The following is a 19,303-nucleotide window of genomic DNA, read 5'->3' as shown; positions in this document are numbered from 1 at the left end:
AACTTGGGTAAGAGACCATTAGTTAGACGACGTGGCCGTGGAGGATTTCAGTTTAGATCTACATCTACTGGAAAATTAGGTTCCAAGGCAAATTATCCACGTTTTCCACTAGCAGAACAACATGAAGGAAAAATTATTGACTTGGTTCATGAACGTGGACGAGAAGCTCCATTGGCAAAAATAAGATTTGAGGATGGCTCTGTTTCTTATGTGCCTGCAGTTTTGGGTGCCAAAGTAGGTGAAACTTTACAATTTGGATTAAAATCTGAAATTCAAAAAGGAAATGTGATTAGTGTTCAAAATATTCCTGATGGAACTATTGTTTGTAATATTGAAAAACACTTTGGAGACGGTGGTGCTATAGTTAAATCAGCAGGAACCAATGCAACTGTCTTTTCACATGGTGATGAAGGAGTTACTGTAAAACTTCCTTCCGGAAAATTTGCTATTCTTAACCCAAAAAATAGAGCTATGATAGGTACTCTTGCTGGTGGTGGAGCAAGTGAACGTCATTTTATGAGTGCAGGAAACAAGTGGCGTAGTTTTAAAGCTAAAGGAAAGAAATATCCAATTGTTAGAGGTGTTGCACAAGCAGCATATGTTCACCCACACGGTGGTGGACGTCATCAACATGTTGGACAAAGCTCTACAGTTTCAAGAGATGCTCCTCCTGGTGCCAAGGTAGGTAGCATTGCAGCACGAAAAACAGGAAGAGCTAGAATTAAAGAAAGAAAGTAGTTTCTCAATTAACCTAAAATTGATTAATACCTGATTTCAAATTATTTCTAATGTCAAATCAACGAATTAGAATATTTGTAACAGGTAAAGTACAAGGTGTTTTTTTTCGTCAAGCATTAAAAGTCATGGCAAAGAAAAATGATGTTTTTGGATGGGTTAGAAATCTCAAGGATGGACGTGTTGAGGCTGTTTTAGAAGGTGATGAAGAAAAAATTAGCAGATTAGTTGAATGGGCACATGGAGGTCCTGCAAATGCACGAGTTGAAGATGTTGAGATACGTAATGAAAAATTTACTGGTGAATTTTTGAAATTTGATGTATTGTATTAATGAATTTCTTCATATGCTTCTTTAATCATTTTATCCCAATCTGATTTTTTCTGGTTTTGATTTATTTGTATTATTTGTGGAATCTCTTTTCTGTTTTTTTGAATTTTGATTAAAACACCATCTTTTTGAGGTTCTACGTCTGCAAACCATCTAAACGTCATAGATTTACAAAAAACAACTCTGTGCATTCTAACATCTTCTATTACATTTTCTCCTAGAGAAAAACAATATTCTCTTAATGAATCAAAAAGAGGAAGAACTGAGTTTGGAATTTGTTTTTTAAAGTCTTCATACGTTCTCTTGTTACCAAATGAAATTATCCCTTCCATAATCTTAAAAATTAAATTTTTATTATAAAGGTAGTAGTACTGTTGGTTCCAGTCTAGACGAATAGCCCCATTTCAAGGCATACAAGATCCGCCACGTTGACGAGGAAGCGTGGATGCTCCACCTTAGGATTGCTCCCTCCCGGACCTCATCCCTTTCGATGGTTCGGTCTTAGACGTTATCCCTTCGGATAATTCTAGTCCTGCAACCACCCGCCTCGGCGTGATTTCATTTCCGCACACCAAGCGGGAATTACCCATCTAGAGATTTACCCAACAGTTGCTGATCTCTGCATATAGCCGGTTTCAGAATAGGGCACGGCTGGCACCCTGATCCTACCTACTACCATTTTTTCTTAAGAAAGTATGTTATATTTGCATTAGGTTTGATTTTCTTTTAGTTTTAAAACCATGTTGCATACTGAGCATACGTTTCCAGTACATTCATTACCACATTTTTCACAATTTGTTTTGATTTTTGAATTTGAATTCTTTACAATCTGGGATACTTTGAGAACTGATTGATACAAATTATTTTTAATTCCACTATGTTGATTTTCTAAGGTGTTAAGAAATTCACGAATCTCTGTTCTTATTCCCTCATTCATATGTGGACAAGGTTCTGATTGAAAAGGAAGATCATTTGTAAATGCATAAAACACAATTTCAGATTCATAAATTTCACAAAATGGTTTTATCTTTCTAACTGAATTATTTGTTGTATCAGGATCCATCCATCCAATTTTATTTGTATCACCTGAGAGCATGTTAATGACAAATGTTTGAAGCGTATCATCTAAATTATGACCAGTTGCAATTACATCAGCTCCTATATCTTTTGCAGCATGATCAATTGCACGTCTTCTAAGAGTTCCACAAATTGAACAAGAAGATGTCTTTTCACTATCTCTTAATTCTAATGCTTCATCAAGGGTTAACTCAAAGAGATCCTTGTAAGAATAAACTTTATGTTCTACATTTAATTTCTCACAAAATTTTTCAACAATCTCTAATGCCTCATTCCTATATCCTGGAATTCCCTCATCAATTGTAATTGCTTTGATTTTAAAATTATGAGTAGATGCCATTTCATGAATTACTTTAAGTAATGCCAAAGAATCTTTTCCACCAGAAACTGCAACTGCTACTAATTCATTATGATTGATCATGTTGTATTTTGATATCGTTTTTGCTGTTTTTCTTAAAATAGAATGAGAGAAACAATGTGAGCATAGTTTTTGACCAGAATATTTTCTAGTATAGACTGCTTGATTCTCACATCTATCGCATTGCATAATTTCAGATATAATTTTTCATTAATGATTCTTTAGGTATTTTTTAGATAGTAAACCAACCCGATTTCATATATGATAAAGCAATATTGAGACCAAACAGGACAAAAGTGAAGGCGTAGATTCCCCACATTACACCATTAATTGATTTATCTGAAATTCTCTTATCAATTATTGTATGAATGAATTTTCCTCCATCCAGGATTGGTAATGGTAACATGTTGATAATTCCTATGAAAAATGAAATCATCCAAAGCCATAACAAAAACATTGAAACATTGGGATCATTCCATTCGATGAAGTTCATTACAGGTTTGTATGCAAATGTATTATCTCGCATTATCCCAATTAATCCCCGATCTGGATCTTCAGGTGATGGAGTAATTTCTACACCAAAGTTCAACAATTGACCGTCTCTAATCACCGTAACACTTGCAGTTTCTCCAGGATTCAAACTGGGAAAATCTATTGGACTATGAATCGGTATATCGTTAATTGAAGTTATTATATCATTTGCCTGCAAGCCCGCTTTTTCAGCTCCAGAATTTTCAATAATTGATAATACTAAAACACCATCTGGCAATTCATAGAATGCACTCAAAAGTGGTTCAGGTAAAACCATTGCAAAAAATGGATTTGTTAATAGAATTGCTCCTAAAATAAATGCAAAAATTACATTTGATGTAGCACCTGCTCCAATTACTCTTAGTTTTGAAATCTTTTTAGCCTTTTCAAATTCTTCTTCGTCTGGTTCCACAAATCCTGCAAACATTGCAATAAAAATTGCAAATCCTCCAGTTTTGATTTTGATTTTTTCTAATGCAGCAACTATTCCATGTGCTCCTTCATGAATTACTAGAACAATTGGAATGGATAGCAAAAAGTAAGTAATTGATGATGATGAAGTTAATGTGACTCCTGGAATTAATACTGTTAATTCAGAAAATTCACTTTGAGCTACAAAATAATTTGAAACGTTATTTAACAAAAACCAAAATGCAAAACCCATCATAATAAATCCAGAAATTACACTTACATCAGCAAAAACTCTAATGCCTCTTTTTGTTCTGCTCAAAATTTTGATTAATACTGAATTGACTTGTTTATTTTTGTAAACTAAACTATATGCCTTTATCTCAAAGCCATACTTTTCAAATTTTAGACCTTTTGCAATGATAACAATTGCAACCCATGCAATTAACACATAGATGATCGAATTCTGAGTAATAAAATCAAGTTCCAAACTAATTGTTAATTTTTTAAAGTACGTACATTTATCGGTTACTATGAAACCAGTGATAATAATCTCTACTTATCCTGACAAAAAATCAATTTTAAAAATTGCAAAAGAACTTGTAAAAAACAACGATATAGCATGTGTAAACATTTCAAAAATCTCTTCTGTTTATTCATGGAATAAAAAAATAGAAAATACTTCAGAATATCTAGCTATTTTTAAAACATTGACTAAAAATAAGAAACTAGTAAAAAAGAAAATTCAGGAAACACATCCATATGATGTTCCAGAAATTGCAGAAGTGAATATAACATCAATTAACAAATCATATCTAAATTGGTTAATAGAATCTACAACTCAGGATTCAACAGGATAACGCAATAATGAAATTATTCCTCCTAGACCTGTTACCCTTAAGCCTATATCTGTAGATGAATCTACACTGTAAATTTTAACTCCCTTACTTTCAACATCATTTAAAAAATTAATCATTTTCTGCTCATCAATTTCTTGAATTGCTTTGTCTGAAAAAACTAGCGAATCAACTGCACCAATTTGATTTGCATTATATGTTTCATCAAAACCCATAGTAAATTTTCTACTTTTTTTATTTACCAAATGCATTACTTCATCAATAATTGATGAAACTTTAGCTAATTTACTATCTGACATTATCTCTTGCATTGTCTTTGATTTGGTAAATGTGTAGATCCCATCTTCACCACCTGAATCAATACCTTCAACAACTTGAATTTTGTATTTTTGTGACTTTGCAATAAAATTTGAAAATCTTTTTTTAGTTTCACCTGGACCAAAAATTACAAGCGAATCACCTTCTTTGATAATACTTGAAACAGCTTGTTGTATGTTTTCAAAGAATTTTTCAATATTGAAATTGGTTTTGTATCTCTTCCCACCTGAACCTGAATAAATATTTGGCATAAACTCCAAATGTGTTCCTCTAAGCCTTGCAATTCCACAATCTGCAGTATCTATGGCTACAAGTACAAAGCCTAATTGATTATTACTTGCCTCTAAAAGATTTTTTTCAATTGGTAGCCATTTTTTCTTTGAAATTGTAATTCCATCATTTACTTTAAGAATAAATGAATGGTGTGATCCATGTGGTACTGATTCATTGCTTGATTCAGAAATTGTACCTCCAATTCTTAATCTGTCTAAAACATCATCAAGTGAGATCTTTTCTACAGTTAACGCAATTCTTATTTTGATTCTTTCACCTTTGTCTGGTCTTGCATAATCCTTATCTTGTTTTAGGACTCTAGTTGTGTCTCCAACCACTTTATCGTTTTCTTTAATTATTCTACGTAAACTTAACAGATCATCGGAATCTTCTGGTATTACAGAAATTGAATTATCATCAATAATTTTTGTAATCATGATTATCTCTCTATTCTACAGAAAGAAAAGAGTTTAGCTTGTAACTTCGTTAGTTTTTGTTTCTTCTGATTTTTTCTTTAGGTAGTTTTCAACCCAATCCAAGGTTAGAACTCCTGATTCTGCAAGATTTGTTAGTGAGTTTGCAGAAGCTTCACCAGAAACTTTTCCATTAGTTCTTCGAATTTGACGCCATTTCAGAGATGTATTTCCACTCTTTGAATTATAAATAATTCCTAAAACATCTCTAGCATTAACAAATGTAATGTCTCTAATTTTTTTTAATGTGACTTTATCAGCTGCTTCCACATAAATTGCTCCTAGTTCATCTTCTCTTTCTGCAAAAACCTCAAAATCATCCAAATAACTTCTTGGTGCATATGATTTGCATGTACTAGAAATGATAAATCTTCTAAAACTTTCCAATGAGGCAGGAGTATCAATTGCAACCATTTTGAATGATTGAACTCTTGGCCATTTATCAAGCTTCTTGAAAGACTCAATAGGAATCTGCCTCAAATATGGCATGCAGGCTGTGATGAACCTATCCCTTTGATTGGTGATGAGGATCTTGAGTTCTGAGCCTGCTTTAGTATTTTAATGGATGATTTTCTATTAATCATATGAAATCTCTAACTGAATATCTAACATTTCAAGTTAAAACCAGACGAGCATTTGTTAACATTACACCTGATGTAAGAAAATTAGTTTCAAAAAGCAAAATCCAAGAAGGACTATGTCTTGTCAATGCAATGCACATTACTGCAAGCGTTTTCATTAATGATAATGAAAGTGGACTTCATCACGATTATGAAAAGTGGTTGGAAGGATTAGCACCACATGAACCAGTTTCTCAATATGAACACAATAACACTGGGGAAGATAATGCAGATGCACATCTTAAACGACAAGTAATGGGAAGAGAGGTTGTAGTGGCTATAACAAATGGTCAATTAGATTTTGGTCCATGGGAGCAAATCTTCTATGGAGAGTTTGATGGAAAAAGACCAAAGCGAGTTTTGGTTAAAATTATTGGTGAGTAATTATCCGAAATCTGCATCACGTTTTTGACTTTGGGATTCATTCTTTCTTGCAGCCGCTCTGAATTCTTCATCATGATTTTGTGGTCCGTGACCGCATTTTACACATGCAATTTTGAACCCATCTTCATATTTTTCATATGTTTCACATCCACAAAAGCATGCCATGATTAAATATTATTTCTAAGATGATATATCTTTTGGGATAATGTTTTTGTTATGAAGATTTGCAGCATTCGCCCATTGGAATTTTATGATCATGGGGACATTTTCTTGGATGTTTTAACATTGTACAAAGCGCATCGGTAAATTGTTTGTTCATATGATGTTCAATCCCACATACCATTTCTTCATCAATTTCTACTTTGAGAGCACTATCCATCAGAACTTCTAATAATCTACTATTTCTCATCATACTAGAACCAATTTTTTCTCCATCTTCTGTGAGTTTAACTCCTGCTTTATTGTAATTTACCAAATTCTTTCCATTTAGTTTTTTGAGCATTTGAACAACACTAGGTTGTCTGACATTGAGCATTTTAGCTATTGTGCTAATCTTAACTTCTTCTCCTCTCTCTTTAATGTGCCAAATTGCCTTTAGATACATTTCAACATGTTCAGCATCAGCAGTTCCTACAAACAGAACTTCTTCATCATCTAGAGAATCCATACTATATCACCTTTGAATCTTTTAATAAATATTCAAAGTAATTTCGTGCAAATCCTGCTAGTCCTGCATGATCTGCCCATATTGCTACAACATCTGATGAATTTGTTCCTCCAATCTCAGGGCCTAAAAGAATCACAACATATCTTTTGTCTGAAATTATGCCTCCACCAAACAAACCCTTTTTGATTTTTACAGTTGCAACTCTCTTGATTGCCTTGATTGATTCCTTGTCCATCTTATCTGATGTTAATATTGTAATATCTACTCCTTTGTCATGAAGTGATCTTAGTTTTGGTAATGCTTGTTTTACTAGTTCTTCTCCAGCTTCTGGTAATGCTATCATTACTTCATTTCGGCAAGTCTCTACCATTTCTAAAATTTTAGCTGCAATGTTTATAGCTCCTGAGAGTACCCAAATATCAGGTCTTTCACTTGTTCCACTTTTCTCATACAATGGTACTAATTCATTTAAAATTACACTTTGATTCTGAGAAAAATCATTTTCCATTTTCTGCTTTGTAGTCTCTAATCCTGTTGATGGTGATTTTGCAAAATATTTTGTTGGTCTTGCATCATCTGAACCAATCCAACCTTTGTCTTCTAGAGTTCCTAACACTTCGTAAATTTTAGAATATGGAACTCCTGACTTTTGACTTAGGTCTGATGCTGTTAACTCTCCTGACTTGAGCAAAGCAGCAAATGTTCTGATCTCATAACTTGTTAGTCCAATTTTCTCTAATGCTTTTTTTGTCTTGTCAGAGATACTCATGCGATCTAGTCGATCATTTTTGCTATTTAAATCACGCATGCCTACATCCTAAATTGCACACGGGGCCAAGTATGAAATGGATTATATACTAATTTGGAAAAATCACCGTTGTAGGCATGGCTCTAATTCAGATATCTAATCAATCAACTAAAAATTTAGGTAAAAAATCCACAATTCGATTCACTCAAAGCATATGTCCTGACTGTAACATGATACTTGATGCAGAGGTCTTTGAGAGAGATAACAAAGTCTTCATGTCCAAAGTATGTCCAACTCACGGTGAATGTGAGGAATTATACTTTGGATCTTATGAGATGTACAAGAAATTCAGCACATATTGGATGGATGGTAAAGGCGCTCATGCTCCAAACGTAATGATTGACAAATGTTCCTGTCCAAACAACTGTGGATTGTGCTCTAATCACTTGTCTCACAGTGGATTAGCAAACATGATTGTAACTAATAGATGTGATTTGACATGCTGGTATTGCTTTTTCTATGTAAAGAAAGGCCTTGAAGGCGCTTACATGTATGAGCCAGATCATACTCAAGTCAGAGCAATGATGAAGACACTAAGGGCTGAGAGACCAATTCCAGGAAACTCTATGCAGATTACTGGCGGTGAGCCAATGCTCAGAGAAGATATTGCTGATGTTATTAAAATAATGAAAGAAGAAGGTGTTGACCATATTCAAATGAACACAAATGGAATCCGACATGCAATGGATCCTGAAGCAGCAAGAGAAGTAAGACTTGCTGGATGCAACAACTTGTATCTATCTTTTGATGGCGTAACTGCTAGAACAAACCCAAAGAATCACTGGGAGATTCCATATGCACTTGATAGTTGCAGAAAAACCGGTACTACTGTAGTATTTGTCCCAACCGTTATCAAATCAATTAATGATCATGAATTAGGTGGAATTATCAGATATGCTCAAAAGAACATGGATGTAGTTCATGCTGTAAACTTCCAACCAGTATCACTAACTGGTAGAATGGGCAAGTCTGAGCGTGAGAAATATAGAATTACAATTCCTGATTGTATTCAAAGAATCGAAGAGCAAACAAATGGTGAGGTAACTGTTGATGACTGGTTCCCAGTCCCAAGTTGCATGCCATTAACAAACGTAATTGAAGCATTCTCAAGCAAGCCAAAATATGAATTATCAATTCACTTTGCTTGTGGTGCAGGAACATACATCTTTGAAGATGAAGAAACAAAGAAATTTGTTCCATTAACAAAATTCTGTGACATTCAAGGAATGCTGGAATTATTTGAAGATAAAGCAGAAGAGATTCGTTCTGGTAAAAACAAGTACTTTACAATGCTTGAAGTTGTAAGGAAACTCAAAGGCTTTGTTGATACAAAGAAACAACCAGCAGGATTAGATTTGGCAAAGATGTTTGGTAACATTTTGATGAAGAGATCATTTGATTCAGTTGGTTCGTGGCATGTCAAAGGATTATTCCTTGGTATGATGCACTTCCAAGATAAATACAACGAAGACTTGGAAAGACTACAAAGATGTGATATTCACTATCTAACTCCTGACCTTAGAATTGTTCCATTCTGTGCATTTAATGTTATTCCAGAATGGTATAGGGATAGAATCCAAAAGAAATATTCTATTACTGTAGAGGAATGGGAAGAAAGAGAAGGCGTCAAATTAGAAGATGGTCTTTATCGTGGTCTTATGAGACGTGGAGCAGGAGATGAGCTTGCTGCTGGTTGTGCAAAGAGCCAAATGTTTCATGATGCTGCCCAAGCAACAATGTAAATCTGATTTCTTAGACGAATTTTTTTCAAAAGAGTAATAACCACACAAATTATTACAAATTCATTGAATGCAAGAGCTAGCCTATTTCAAGTAGGCAATTTTGATTTCAGATTAAATCATTTACTGATAATAGGTGTCTTGATTTTGTCATTTTCAATATCTATGATGGTTCGCTCCCAAGGAGCAGACTATGGATTTGAATTAAATGAGTTTGATCCATTTTTTAATTTTCGCGCAACTGAATTTTTAGTAAATAATGGTCCATCTGCATATTTTGATTGGCATGATGATAAGAGTTGGTATCCTGAAGGAAGAAATGTTTCAGGTAGCTCACAGGTAATGTTGCATGTAACTGCAGCTATTACATATCAAATCTTTGGTGGCAATTCAGATCTATACGACTTTACAATTTTATTTCCTGCAGTTATTGGTTCGTTAACTGCAATCATAATATTTGCTTTAGTCCGGGTAGTAGGAGGAACATCTGCAGGATTGTTTGCAGCTTTACTATATTCAGTATCTGTTCCAATAATTCTAAGAGGAACATTAGGGTGGTTCAAATCAGAACCATTGGGATTGTTTTATGGACTGCTGGGGGTTTATCTATTTTTGAGCGCAATAAAGTCTGAGAATAAAAAAATTACAATCTCTAAGATGATTGCAGGAGGAATATTGTTGGGATTTGGTCTTGCATCTTGGGGAGGAATTCAGTTTTTCATAATTCCTGTAGGCATATTTCTGCTTGCACTTCCATTTCTTAGAAAAGATTTTGGAATTCTGATATGGAGTATTCCGATGTTTGTAATTTCATTTTTGGCAACTGTAATGATGTTTGAGAGACCAGGGGCAGGGTTTGTACTTGGCTTGGGAGGAGTTTCATTAATTGCACCCACTGCTTTTTTTGTTGTATGTAGTTTTATTCAAAAGATCAGCAAACCTGAAAAAGTAATACGAAATTGTTTGTTATTATTATTAGCAATAATCCTAGTGGGTTCTGCTTTAATTATTATCAATGCTGATTCTCAATTTTTGCCTCTGCCAAGTTTTAGATATCTTAATGCAATTAATCCATTTTTAACGACTACTGATCCTTTGGTTGACTCTGTTGCCGAACATGCAACAACTACCATCTCACAATCATTTTTCATGCATTCTATTTTGATGATTTTTGCTGGTTTAGGTGCATGGATCCTTTTCAATAAAATAAAATCTAGTTCTCTTAATGCTTTTTCAAATGATATGATTTGGTTTGCATTAATTTTTGGAATTACGGGCGTATATGTAAGCTCTGCATTTTTGAGATTGGAATTATTTGCATCCCTTTCTATAATTATTCTTTCATCAATAGGATTATCAATAATTCTAAAAGAAATAATTAATTTCAAAAAACCAATTTTTACTAATAAAGATAAAATAATAAAATTTTCTAGCGTCGGTGTTATCCTGATTTTTATAATTTCTCCGTTAATGACACCTGCTAATGGAAATTGGATTTCTGTTGTTGATGTTCCTCCAACTATCCTTAATGGTGGAACAAACTATCAGATTGCAACAAATGATTGGAAAGATACACTAGAATGGATTAAAGTAAACACTCCGCCAGATTCTGTTGTTACTGCTTGGTGGGATTATGGATATTGGATTACCACAATGTCCGATAGAACTACACTTGCAGATAATGCAACAATTGATGCAATTCAAATTCAAAATATTGCCAAGATTTTTCTTAGTTCACCTGATGACGCATGGATGATGCTTCAAGAAATGGGAAGTGATTATGTTTTAGTTTTTGTTGCAGCACAAAAACTAAACATACCTGATGAAAGAAATCTTTACCTTTTATCTGGTGGAGGTGATGAATCCAAAAAACAATGGTTTATGAGAATTGCAGGTGAACCAGTAGCAAAGTATCTTCAGACAGATGGAATTAGTGGAACTGACTATTTCTGGAATGAGACATTACTAGGCAAAATGATCCCTTTCTCAACTCTTGCATATGTTAATTTCAATAACAACCAACAATCTGCTGTATATGTTCCTGGATATACAGGGGTATATGTTGATGATATAAAATATCCTTCAGACGGTAATGGGCCATTACAATTGGTATATGCATCACCCTCATTTACTGACCAAAAAGTAGGGCCGGTAATTGGAGTTTTTGTTTATGAAGTCAATGATGAGTATAGTGCCACAAATCTTTTTGAATAAATTCACTAAATGTTCTTTTAAAATTTCTACACTTTAATAATAAGAAATTATGCAAAAATCAACATTGAAAAAAAAAATTTTGTTAGTTGGTTGCGGTAATATTGGAAGTCGCCATCTTCAATCATTAACTAAATTACCATATGAAACAGAAATCACAATTGTTGAACCAAACAAAAATTCTCAAATAATTGCAAAAAAACGTTTAGAAGAAATGACTTTTAATGGTTCTAATTTTGTTTTCAAATGGAAAACATCTCTTGATAAATTAAAACCAAGTGATTTGGTAATAGTTGCAACCCCTTCTAATGAAAGAGTTAATCTCCTTAAAAACTTGCTTGAAAACGGTCATTCGACATTTTTGATAGAAAAAATGGTTTGTCAATCTAAAAAAGAATACCAGTTTATTCAAAAACTTATAAAAAAATCCAAGGCAAAATGTTGGGTTAATACATCTAGACGATATTATGAATCCTATAAGTCAATCAAAAAGATTTTTTCTAAAAAAACAAATTTGATTGTGACTGGAGGAAATGTGGGTCTAGGTAGTAATGCTATTCATTATATTGATTTATTTTGTTGGTTTAATGATACTATAGATATTCAATTAAATGGGGATTTTTTGTTTGAAAAGATTTTCCCAAGTAAACGTGGAAATCACTTTAGTGAATTTGCAGGTGTAATTATCGGAAAAAATCTCAAAAATTCTTCATTATATCTAAATTTTTCAGATTTGAAAAATTTTCCTGTGACTGTAAGACTTTTTGATAAAGAAAATGATCTATTTATTGATGAAACTAATCAAAAAATTCTTAGTTATCATGGAAACTCGAAAATAACTCGAAATTTTAAGATAGATCCACAAAGTGATTTAACTGTTAAAATGGCTAGTGATATTTTAAAAAATAACAAATGTGATTTACCAACTATTGATGAAAGCTATTTTACCCATAAAGAATTGTTTAGAATTTTTAATAATCATATCGAAAAAATAACAAATGAAAAAAAGGAAAAATGTCCAATAACATGAATAACCCTTCACATTCTTATGATTTGCTGACAAACTTATCGTCATTAGATTTCAAGGACAAATCAATTCTATTAATTGGATCTGGATACATGGGTGAGCATTATGCAAATGCATTATCTAGTATGGGTATTACAAATGTAACAATTTTTTCTAGAACAGCTGAAAAAGCAAAACAAATTTCTCAAAAATATGGGTTTGAATTTTATTTTGGAGACCTAGAGGATTTTTTAAAAGGAAAATCTGAAGCAGATCTTACAATTATTGCAACATCTATTGCATCCTTATTACCTACTGCAAAAAAAGCTATGGAATATGGACAAAAAAATATTCTAATTGAAAAACCAGGTTCGTTATATTATCAAGAGTTATTGAAATTAAATGATATTGTTCATGATCAAAAATTAAGAATTGGTTATAATAGATTAGTTTATCCCAATTTACATAAACTAAAAAAATTAGTTGCTGTTGAAGGTGGGATTACTTCATGTAATTTTAATTTTACAGAATTTGTTCATACTATTGACTTTCAAAAAGAAGAAAAACTTGCTTATGAAAGATGGGGTATTAGTAATTCACTGCATGTCATATCTATGGTACTAGATCTTATTGGCATGCCAAAAGAATATCTCTTTTATCAGTCAGGAAAACTAGATTGGCATCCTTCTGGCTCAGTATTTGTTGGTAGTGGTTTAAGTGAATTTGAAATACCATTTTCTTATCATGCAGATTGGGGTTCTTCTGGAAGATGGGGAATCGAAATAATGACAAATCAAAGTGCCTATAGATTGATCTCGTTGGAGGAATTGTGGATATGTCCAAAAAAAACTATTCAGTGGCAAAAAATTGATTTTGATCAATCTTACCCAAATGTAAAACAAGGATTAGCTGAACAGATCGCAATAATGTTGGATGAAAATATTGAAGAACAAATTCCTCTTGTGACCCTTAACAAAGCAGCAAAATTTAATCAAATTGCAGAAAAAATTTGCGGTTATGAACAATAGTTTTTGGCATTTCTAATAGTTTTAATTTAAATTCATATAGCATAATTGAATGAAATCATCAGACTGATTTGCCTCGATTTTTCAAAGAATCTGATTCAAAAAATCTAAAAAATTTTATAAATAAAGCCTATGGAAAAAACCACATACTAAACAACAAAATTCATTTCGATTGGCAATTTAACCAAAATCCTTACAATGAATATGAAAAATCTATACTTTTGACCGAATCAAAATCAGAAATTTCATGCCATGTTGGTTTGTTTCCAATTAATCTAAAAGTGTTTGATGAAATTAATACTGCTACATGGCTAATATCTGGTTTCACATCTGAATCATATAGAGGCAAAGGATTGTTTTCATCCATTGTCAAAAATGCTGCAGAAATTTTCGATTTTGTTCTTGTTTTGAGTGCAGGCCCAGAAGCACAAAAAGCGTATAAGAAATTAGGCTGGACAATATTCCCAAATCTGAATAGGTATGTTGCCATTTTAAATAAGAAGCGTTTTGATACGTTTGTTGGAAAAAATTCTTTTGAACAATCTGATTTTCAAAACCAAATTAATCTTGAAAGAATTAAAGTTCTTCCCAGTAATTTTGACACTTTTTGGGAGGAAACCAAGATACGTTTTCCAATAACCACTAACCGAACAAAAAATTATTTAAATTGGAGATACATCCACCATCCCTTAATAGACTATCATTTCTTAGTCTTAAAGAAAAATGATAAAATGGTTGGTTACGCGGTAATAAGATTTGAAACAAACAATGAATCAATTAAAGCGGCACGAATAGTTGATCTAATAGTAAATAAAGAAAAAGAACTTGAAATATTTCAACAAATTCTTAATTATTGTCAAAATAAGGTCGATTTTGTTGATTTCTTTTGTAGTGGAAATTTTTTTGAAGAAGTTTTAAAATATCTTAAATTCTATAATGTTTTAGATTCTGTACCTGTCGTTTTTAATCCGTTAGATCCTAATCGTAAACATGATCTAAATCTGCAATTTACTTCAAAACTAAAAAACTCTGAATTAAATAAATGCGAAAATTGGTATATTGTTAAGGGAGACTCTGATCAAGATCGTGCAAATTAAAATAGTTATGTATCATTATGTTAGACAAATTCAGGACAGTAAATACCCAAATATCAAAGGATTAGAGATATCTGCTTTTAAAAGACAGATTAAATGGTTTCAACAAAGATTTAACTTCATTTCTGCCAAACAAATACTAAATGCAATTTATTTTAATGAATTAGTTCCAAATAATTCAATTTCGTTGACATTTGATGATGGATTGAAAGATCATTATTCAAATGTATTCCCAATTTTAAAAAAAGAAAAAATCCAAGGAATGTTTTTTGTAAGTGGGGAGCCTCTAGAAAATCAGGTTGTTCTTTATGTACATAAACTTCAATTTATCATCGAAAAATGTCCTATCTCCAAAATTTTGAAAGAACTTATGGGTTTTATTCAAGATAACAAGTCAAAATATGATTTATTGGATTTTAATGAATATAAAAAGAAATTATCCACAACAGATCCTTTTGATGATCCTGAAACAGTATTGATTAAACGAATTCTTCAATTTGGTTTGGCTATGAATGCACGAAAACAATTCATAGATGATCTTTTCTTCAAATACGTTACAAAGGATGAAAAATCTTTCTCAAAAGAATTGTATCTATCTATGGATGATATCCATGAAATGAAAGAAGGTGGAATGTATTTTGGTTCTCATGCATATTCCCATGAATGGCTAGAATTTACACATTTGAAAAATGAACTGGAAAAAACTATTCGTTCTTATTCTAAAATAAACCCTGACAAAAATTCATGGATGATGGCATACCCATCAGGTAGCTATAATCCAACAGTGATTGATGAAATTAAAAAATTAGGTTTTAGAGCTGGATTAATTTTTGAACAAAAAGAAGCAATTTTAGATAAGGATCATGCTTTTATTCTTAATAGGTTTGATACCAATGATTTTCCACAATAATTTTATCTCGAATTTAGACTAAATTTATTAAAAGTAAATCAAAACAACGGTCATGAAATCTCTCAAAAATTCTTTTGACTTACTTGAAAAAGCTAAAAATCTAATCCCTTCTTTAACTCAAACATTTAGTAGATCTCCTTACACTTTTGTTGAAGGAACATTCCCAATTTATGCAAAAAGTGCAAAAGGTTCTCATTTTTTTGATGTTGATGATAATGAATATATCGATTATCTATGTGGCTTAGGACCAATCATCTTAGGTCATTGTTATCCAAAAGTGGACAACTCAATTACAAGTCAATTAAAGAATGGAATCTTATTTTCATTACCACATAAACTAGAAATTGATGTTTCTGAACAAATTTGTGATATTGTGCCAAGTGCAGAAATGGTAAAATTTTCTAAGACTGGTTCAGGTTCCGCTACTGGTGCAGTACGTGGAGCAAGAGCATTTACAAAAAAAGATAAAATTGCTTATTGTGGTTCTGGTGGAGTATGGCATGATTGGTATGCTGCCATAATTAGTAGAAATCAGGGGGTTCCAGAATTTAACAAAGATCTGATTTATCCTTTTGATTATAATGATTTTGATGGATTGGAATATATTTTTGAACAAAATAAAAATGAAATTGCATGTGTTTTCATGGAGCCCACAATTTTTGAAAAACCACAAAATAATTTTCTTGAAAAAGTAAAGAAACTTACACATCAAAATGATGCTGTATTGATATATGATGAAATTGTGACTGGTTTTAGATTCTCAAACGGTGGAGCACAGGAACTTTTTGGTGTTGAGCCTGACATAACAGTCCTTGGAAAAGGAATGGCTAATGGCATGCCGCTTTCAGCAGTTGCGGGAAAGAATGAGTATATGAAAATTTTTGATGACGTGTTTTTTTCTACAACCTATGCGGCTGATACCTTGTCTCTTGCAGCAAGTTCAGCTACTATTTCTGAATTTCAAGAAAAACCGGTTGTAAAAACTATTTGGGAAAATGGAACATTACTTATGGAAGGATTCAACAAGCTTTCTTCTGAAAACTCTCTTAACTTAAGTTTTGAGGGATACCCTGTAAGGATAAAAGTCGTAGGTAAAGATAACAAAGGCAATGATTCCATTCTCTTACGAAGTTTGTTTATACAAGAAATGGTCAAGAAAGGAATTTTTCTTCATCCTGGAGTAGAATATATCTCATTTTCACATACCTCAGATGACATTGACTCTACTTTGCAGGCTTTTGCCGACTCAATTTCAGTTTTGAAAAAGGCATCTGATGAAAATAATTTTGAATCATATCTGGAGGGCAAACCATCCAAACCCGTCTATTCCGTTTTAAAATCTTCAATTCATAAACCAAATAATTCATAATTGTTTGGTTTAATATTCATCTAACAATTCATTGATGATTTTTTTTAATTTCTTCTGATCAATCTTCTTTGTTGTTTCAGAACTAAATTCTGACTCTGAAATCTTCTCCTTTGATCTTTCTTTAGAGATCTTATACATTGTTCCTACATCATGACAGAACGGAATCTCTGAAGGTGTTATCAGAAATTCATGGAGTCTTTCTTTGTCTCTCACTTTAGATGTTTTTATTGGTGCAATTCTCGTTTTTGGATACCGTGTTTTGTAAACATCTCTCATTGTTTTTCCTAAATCAAGAATGTTTACTGAAGGCATTTTCAAAATAAAAATTTCTCCATCTTTTGCAATATTTGTAACCCTCAAAATTAGGCTTGCAGCATCAGAAATTGACATGATAAATCTCGTCATTTTTGGATTTGTAATAGTTAATGACTTTCCAGTTTTTAGCTGTTCTTGAAAAATCTGAAAGACAGAACCTCTTGAGCCTAACACATTTCCAAATCTTACAATGGAAAATTTTGTTTTGCCTAGGCCTCTGTAAGATCCTGCATCCTGAATAATTCTTTCTGCTAACAATTTACTTGCACCCAAAGTACTGGATGGATTCGTAGCTTTATCTGTACTTATAAAGACAAATTTTGAAACATTCTCTAACAATGAAGCTTCGATAAGATTGCTTGTACCAATTACGTTAGTTTTTACTGCGTCAAATGGATTTTGCTCACAAATATCAATGTGTTTCATTGCTGCAGCATGAAAAACAATATCAATGTCTCTTATGGCAAGTTTTATTCTGTCTATGTCTCTAACATCGCCCACCATAAAAGTAAGATTTGTTTGATTGGGAAATTTTCTTCTCATTTCAAAAATAGAATTTTCATCGTTTGAAAGAATCCTGATGTTATTTGGTTTGTATTTTATTAATTCTTTTACTATTCCCATGCCTACTGAACCTGTACCTCCCGTAACAAGAATTTTTTTTTGTTTAAACTCAGACAAAATTTGATTCATTATTTTCTTACTCATGTGACTCAACTCTTACTAAGATCTGATTTTTAAATTTTGTACTAATTTCCGACATTTTTCTTTAAACCACTCTCACTACTACTTTCAATAATTTCTAGTATTTTTAAAATTTGAAGATCTTCTTTAAACGTATATGGTTGCTCTATTTTTTTTTGTATTGAGTCTAAAAATGAACTCATTTCTTCAATGTATGGGCCTTCTCCATGAATGTAATTTTCCTCAACTATTCCATCATCAACTTTATTTTCAGTCCATCCATTTTCATTTGTATAATACTTTACATTCTTTTCAGACCAATCAGCAAGAATTACTCCTTTTTCTCCTAATATCTTCAATTGCCTAAATGGAAATCTTGCAATCACATCTACAGTTAGAGTGGATTCCATCCCATTCTCAAACTCTAAAAGAATATTGTAAATATCATCAATATCCACCTCAAGATGTGATACCTTGGATTTATGTCCAGAAACAGTCTTAATTTTTCCAAACAAATCTGTTAACCAAATCAATTCAAACGGGACAATTTCACGGCACGCCCCTGTTTCCTTTTTAGCAACATAAAATTTTCTATAATCTTCCCAAGGATGCCAATCGGGGAGATATTGACCAGAATGATATAAGAAACTAAGAGGTTTTCCAATGATGTTTTTTTCAAGTATGGTTTTTATCATTTTTACAATCGGATGATATCGCATTGTACAAGAAGGCAGTCCAACAATGTCGTTCTTCTCAAGCATTTTGATGACTTCTAGCATATCATCTTGCACAACACTTGCTTCTGTAAAAAAATGAATATTGTTTTTTATTGCAATTTTTGCATATGCCATATGAAGATCAGGAGGAGTTGATATTATCATGGCATTGGGTTTTTCTTTGAGTGCCTGATTGATATCTTGAAAAGACCTAACTCCATATTTTTCTAAAACTTCTTTACATCTATCTTCCCTAGGATCAAATCCTATGATTTCTTCTTGTCTTAGGTACTGCATATTTCTAATTCTCCTCTTCCCCATTGAACCTAAACCGACAATCAAAATTTTCAATTATTCCATCCTTTTAACTTGCTTTTTTCCTTCTTAATATGTAAT

22 protein-coding genes and 1 other RNA gene are annotated in these 19,303 nt (G+C 32.4%); 11 read left to right on the top strand and 12 right to left on the bottom strand.

What is annotated here, in order from left to right; genetic code table 11:
- Nucleotides 1–3: 3 nt before the first annotated feature.
- Together K5790_RS09990 and K5790_RS09985 are read left to right on the top strand one after the other, a co-directional pair.
- On the top strand, nucleotides 4–738 hold the full coding sequence (locus K5790_RS09990; protein ID WP_297594682.1) for a 50S ribosomal protein L2: 735 nt from the start codon (nucleotides 4–6) through the stop codon (nucleotides 736–738).
- Nucleotides 739–788: 50 nt separating this feature from the next.
- Nucleotides 789–1,067 (top strand): acylphosphatase, encoded by a 279-nt coding sequence (locus tag K5790_RS09985; protein WP_297594680.1) that lies wholly within the window; start codon nucleotides 789–791, stop codon nucleotides 1,065–1,067.
- On the opposite strand, the gene K5790_RS09980 is transcribed toward K5790_RS09985, so the two are convergent.
- The 4 genes from K5790_RS09980 to K5790_RS09965 form a co-directional block, all read right to left on the bottom strand.
- The gene (locus K5790_RS09980) at nucleotides 1,064–1,396 is read right to left on the bottom strand and encodes a DUF5655 domain-containing protein (RefSeq protein WP_297594678.1); all 333 of its coding nucleotides are present in this window, start codon (nucleotides 1,394–1,396) and stop codon (nucleotides 1,064–1,066) included. The genes K5790_RS09985 and K5790_RS09980 overlap by 4 nt on opposite strands.
- A gap of 31 nt (nucleotides 1,397–1,427) precedes the next feature.
- Nucleotides 1,428–1,739, bottom strand: an RNA gene (gene ffs, locus K5790_RS09975) — signal recognition particle sRNA.
- 34 nt (nucleotides 1,740–1,773) lie between these two features.
- Nucleotides 1,774–2,688 carry a TIGR00269 family protein gene (locus K5790_RS09970; RefSeq protein WP_297594677.1) on the bottom strand — a complete coding sequence of 305 codons (915 nt, stop codon included), beginning with the start codon at nucleotides 2,686–2,688 and terminating at the stop codon, nucleotides 1,774–1,776.
- Between the two features lie 43 nt (nucleotides 2,689–2,731).
- Nucleotides 2,732–3,928 carry a site-2 protease family protein gene (locus tag K5790_RS09965; protein ID WP_297594675.1) on the bottom strand — a complete coding sequence of 399 codons (1,197 nt, stop codon included), beginning with the start codon at nucleotides 3,926–3,928 and terminating at the stop codon, nucleotides 2,732–2,734.
- 43 nt (nucleotides 3,929–3,971) lie between these two features.
- Here K5790_RS09965 and cutA point away from each other — a divergent pair, with 43 nt between their 5' ends.
- Nucleotides 3,972–4,298: a divalent-cation tolerance protein CutA gene (gene cutA, locus K5790_RS09960; protein WP_297594673.1), complete on the top strand. Its 327-nt coding sequence runs from the start codon at nucleotides 3,972–3,974 to the stop codon at nucleotides 4,296–4,298.
- Here the strand turns inward: cutA and K5790_RS09955 are convergent.
- Together K5790_RS09955 and K5790_RS09950 are read right to left on the bottom strand one after the other, a co-directional pair.
- Nucleotides 4,280–5,323: an mRNA surveillance protein pelota gene (locus K5790_RS09955; protein WP_297594671.1), complete on the bottom strand. Its 1,044-nt coding sequence runs from the start codon at nucleotides 5,321–5,323 to the stop codon at nucleotides 4,280–4,282. The genes cutA and K5790_RS09955 overlap by 19 nt on opposite strands.
- A gap of 33 nt (nucleotides 5,324–5,356) precedes the next feature.
- The gene (locus tag K5790_RS09950; RefSeq protein ID WP_297594669.1) at nucleotides 5,357–5,773 is read right to left on the bottom strand and encodes a hypothetical protein; all 417 of its coding nucleotides are present in this window, start codon (nucleotides 5,771–5,773) and stop codon (nucleotides 5,357–5,359) included.
- 170 nt (nucleotides 5,774–5,943) lie between these two features.
- Between K5790_RS09950 and K5790_RS09945 the strand changes: the two genes are divergently transcribed.
- Nucleotides 5,944–6,363 carry a secondary thiamine-phosphate synthase enzyme YjbQ gene (locus K5790_RS09945; RefSeq protein WP_297594667.1) on the top strand — a complete coding sequence of 140 codons (420 nt, stop codon included), beginning with the start codon at nucleotides 5,944–5,946 and terminating at the stop codon, nucleotides 6,361–6,363.
- Here K5790_RS09945 and K5790_RS09940 read toward each other — a convergent pair whose 3' ends face one another.
- Genes K5790_RS09940 through K5790_RS09930 form a run of 3 tightly spaced genes read right to left on the bottom strand, consistent with a single transcriptional unit; the run spans nucleotide 6,364 to nucleotide 7,799 of the window.
- A complete protein-coding gene (locus tag K5790_RS09940; RefSeq protein ID WP_297594665.1) occupies nucleotides 6,364–6,528 on the bottom strand; it encodes a hypothetical protein in 165 nt (54 codons plus the stop codon).
- Nucleotides 6,529–6,577: 49 nt separating this feature from the next.
- A complete protein-coding gene (locus K5790_RS09935; protein WP_297594663.1) occupies nucleotides 6,578–7,030 on the bottom strand; it encodes a metal-dependent transcriptional regulator in 453 nt (150 codons plus the stop codon).
- Between the two features lies 1 nt (nucleotide 7,031).
- Complete coding sequence (locus K5790_RS09930) at nucleotides 7,032–7,799, bottom strand: TrmB family transcriptional regulator (protein ID WP_297594661.1); 768 nt, start codon at nucleotides 7,797–7,799, stop codon at nucleotides 7,032–7,034.
- Between the two features lie 116 nt (nucleotides 7,800–7,915).
- On the opposite strand from K5790_RS09930, the gene tes reads away from it, so the two are divergent.
- The 4 genes from tes (at nucleotide 7,916) to K5790_RS09910 (ending at nucleotide 13,822) form a co-directional block, all read left to right on the top strand.
- Nucleotides 7,916–9,580, top strand: a complete 1,665-nt coding sequence (tes, locus tag K5790_RS09925; RefSeq protein WP_297594659.1) for a tetraether lipid synthase Tes — start codon at nucleotides 7,916–7,918, stop codon at nucleotides 9,578–9,580.
- 144 nt (nucleotides 9,581–9,724) lie between these two features.
- Entirely contained in the window at nucleotides 9,725–11,791 is a 2,067-nt protein-coding gene (locus K5790_RS09920) for an STT3 domain-containing protein (protein ID WP_367182893.1), read from the top strand.
- 64 nt (nucleotides 11,792–11,855) lie between these two features.
- Entirely contained in the window at nucleotides 11,856–12,818 is a 963-nt protein-coding gene (locus K5790_RS09915) for a Gfo/Idh/MocA family oxidoreductase (RefSeq protein WP_297594655.1), read from the top strand.
- The gene (locus tag K5790_RS09910) at nucleotides 12,815–13,822 is read left to right on the top strand and encodes a Gfo/Idh/MocA family oxidoreductase (protein ID WP_297594653.1); all 1,008 of its coding nucleotides are present in this window, start codon (nucleotides 12,815–12,817) and stop codon (nucleotides 13,820–13,822) included. Before K5790_RS09915 ends, K5790_RS09910 begins: the two co-directional genes overlap by 4 nt.
- Before the next feature lie 190 nt (nucleotides 13,823–14,012).
- Here K5790_RS09910 and K5790_RS10800 read toward each other — a convergent pair whose 3' ends face one another.
- Nucleotides 14,013–14,186 carry a hypothetical protein gene (locus K5790_RS10800; protein WP_367182891.1) on the bottom strand — a complete coding sequence of 58 codons (174 nt, stop codon included), beginning with the start codon at nucleotides 14,184–14,186 and terminating at the stop codon, nucleotides 14,013–14,015.
- On the opposite strand from K5790_RS10800, the gene K5790_RS09905 reads away from it, so the two are divergent.
- The 3 genes from K5790_RS09905 to K5790_RS09895 are packed head-to-tail and all read left to right on the top strand — an operon-like array spanning nucleotide 14,173 to nucleotide 17,192.
- Nucleotides 14,173–14,916, top strand: coding sequence for a hypothetical protein (locus tag K5790_RS09905; RefSeq protein WP_367182890.1), 744 nt, complete (start codon nucleotides 14,173–14,175; stop codon nucleotides 14,914–14,916). The two genes, K5790_RS10800 and K5790_RS09905, sit on opposite strands and share 14 nt — an antisense overlap.
- A complete protein-coding gene (locus K5790_RS09900) occupies nucleotides 14,906–15,823 on the top strand; it encodes a polysaccharide deacetylase family protein (RefSeq protein ID WP_297594650.1) in 918 nt (305 codons plus the stop codon). Before K5790_RS09905 ends, K5790_RS09900 begins: the two co-directional genes overlap by 11 nt.
- Nucleotides 15,824–15,875: 52 nt before the next feature.
- The gene (locus K5790_RS09895; protein ID WP_297594649.1) at nucleotides 15,876–17,192 is read left to right on the top strand and encodes an aminotransferase class III-fold pyridoxal phosphate-dependent enzyme; all 1,317 of its coding nucleotides are present in this window, start codon (nucleotides 15,876–15,878) and stop codon (nucleotides 17,190–17,192) included.
- A gap of 9 nt (nucleotides 17,193–17,201) precedes the next feature.
- Here K5790_RS09895 and K5790_RS09890 read toward each other — a convergent pair whose 3' ends face one another.
- Together K5790_RS09890 and K5790_RS09885 are read right to left on the bottom strand one after the other, a co-directional pair.
- Nucleotides 17,202–18,215 carry a polysaccharide biosynthesis protein gene (locus K5790_RS09890; RefSeq protein ID WP_297594648.1) on the bottom strand — a complete coding sequence of 338 codons (1,014 nt, stop codon included), beginning with the start codon at nucleotides 18,213–18,215 and terminating at the stop codon, nucleotides 17,202–17,204.
- 41 nt (nucleotides 18,216–18,256) lie between these two features.
- Nucleotides 18,257–19,258, bottom strand: coding sequence for a Gfo/Idh/MocA family oxidoreductase (locus K5790_RS09885; protein WP_297594647.1), 1,002 nt, complete (start codon nucleotides 19,256–19,258; stop codon nucleotides 18,257–18,259).
- Nucleotides 19,259–19,303: the final 45 nt, after the last annotated feature.

Origin of the sequence: Nitrosopumilus sp. (assembly GCF_025698945.1) — an archaeon.
Taxonomy (GTDB): domain Archaea; phylum Thermoproteota; class Nitrososphaeria; order Nitrososphaerales; family Nitrosopumilaceae; genus Nitrosopumilus.
The sequence above is the reverse complement of the archived record's forward strand: the minus strand, read 5'-3'. Positions and strand labels throughout refer to the sequence as shown.

What these genes read in the sequence shown, in the direction of transcription:
- K5790_RS09940 (WP_297594665.1), bottom strand. Translation starts at nt 6,528, where the DNA reads ATGGCATGCTTTTGTGGATGTGAAACATATGAAAAATATGAAGATGGG.
- K5790_RS09955 (WP_297594671.1), bottom strand. Translation starts at nt 5,323, where the DNA reads ATGATTACAAAAATTATTGATGATAATTCAATTTCTGTAATACCAGAA.
- K5790_RS09890 (WP_297594648.1), bottom strand. Translation starts at nt 18,215, where the DNA reads ATGAGTAAGAAAATAATGAATCAAATTTTGTCTGAGTTTAAACAAAAA.
- K5790_RS09970 (WP_297594677.1), bottom strand. Translation starts at nt 2,688, where the DNA reads ATGCAATGCGATAGATGTGAGAATCAAGCAGTCTATACTAGAAAATAT.
- K5790_RS10800 (WP_367182891.1), bottom strand. Translation starts at nt 14,186, where the DNA reads ATGGATGAAAACAATCCTTTGCCTCTATATGATTCAGATGTGAAACCA.
- K5790_RS09980 (WP_297594678.1), bottom strand. Translation starts at nt 1,396, where the DNA reads ATGGAAGGGATAATTTCATTTGGTAACAAGAGAACGTATGAAGACTTT.
- K5790_RS09910 (WP_297594653.1), top strand. Translation starts at nt 12,815, where the DNA reads ATGAATAACCCTTCACATTCTTATGATTTGCTGACAAACTTATCGTCA.
- K5790_RS09985 (WP_297594680.1), top strand. Translation starts at nt 789, where the DNA reads ATGTCAAATCAACGAATTAGAATATTTGTAACAGGTAAAGTACAAGGT.
- K5790_RS09930 (WP_297594661.1), bottom strand. Translation starts at nt 7,799, where the DNA reads ATGAGTATCTCTGACAAGACAAAAAAAGCATTAGAGAAAATTGGACTA.
- tes (WP_297594659.1), top strand. Translation starts at nt 7,916, where the DNA reads ATGGCTCTAATTCAGATATCTAATCAATCAACTAAAAATTTAGGTAAA.
- K5790_RS09895 (WP_297594649.1), top strand. Translation starts at nt 15,876, where the DNA reads ATGAAATCTCTCAAAAATTCTTTTGACTTACTTGAAAAAGCTAAAAAT.
- K5790_RS09935 (WP_297594663.1), bottom strand. Translation starts at nt 7,030, where the DNA reads ATGGATTCTCTAGATGATGAAGAAGTTCTGTTTGTAGGAACTGCTGAT.
- K5790_RS09950 (WP_297594669.1), bottom strand. Translation starts at nt 5,773, where the DNA reads ATGGTTGCAATTGATACTCCTGCCTCATTGGAAAGTTTTAGAAGATTT.
- K5790_RS09945 (WP_297594667.1), top strand. Translation starts at nt 5,944, where the DNA reads ATGAAATCTCTAACTGAATATCTAACATTTCAAGTTAAAACCAGACGA.
- cutA (WP_297594673.1), top strand. Translation starts at nt 3,972, where the DNA reads ATGAAACCAGTGATAATAATCTCTACTTATCCTGACAAAAAATCAATT.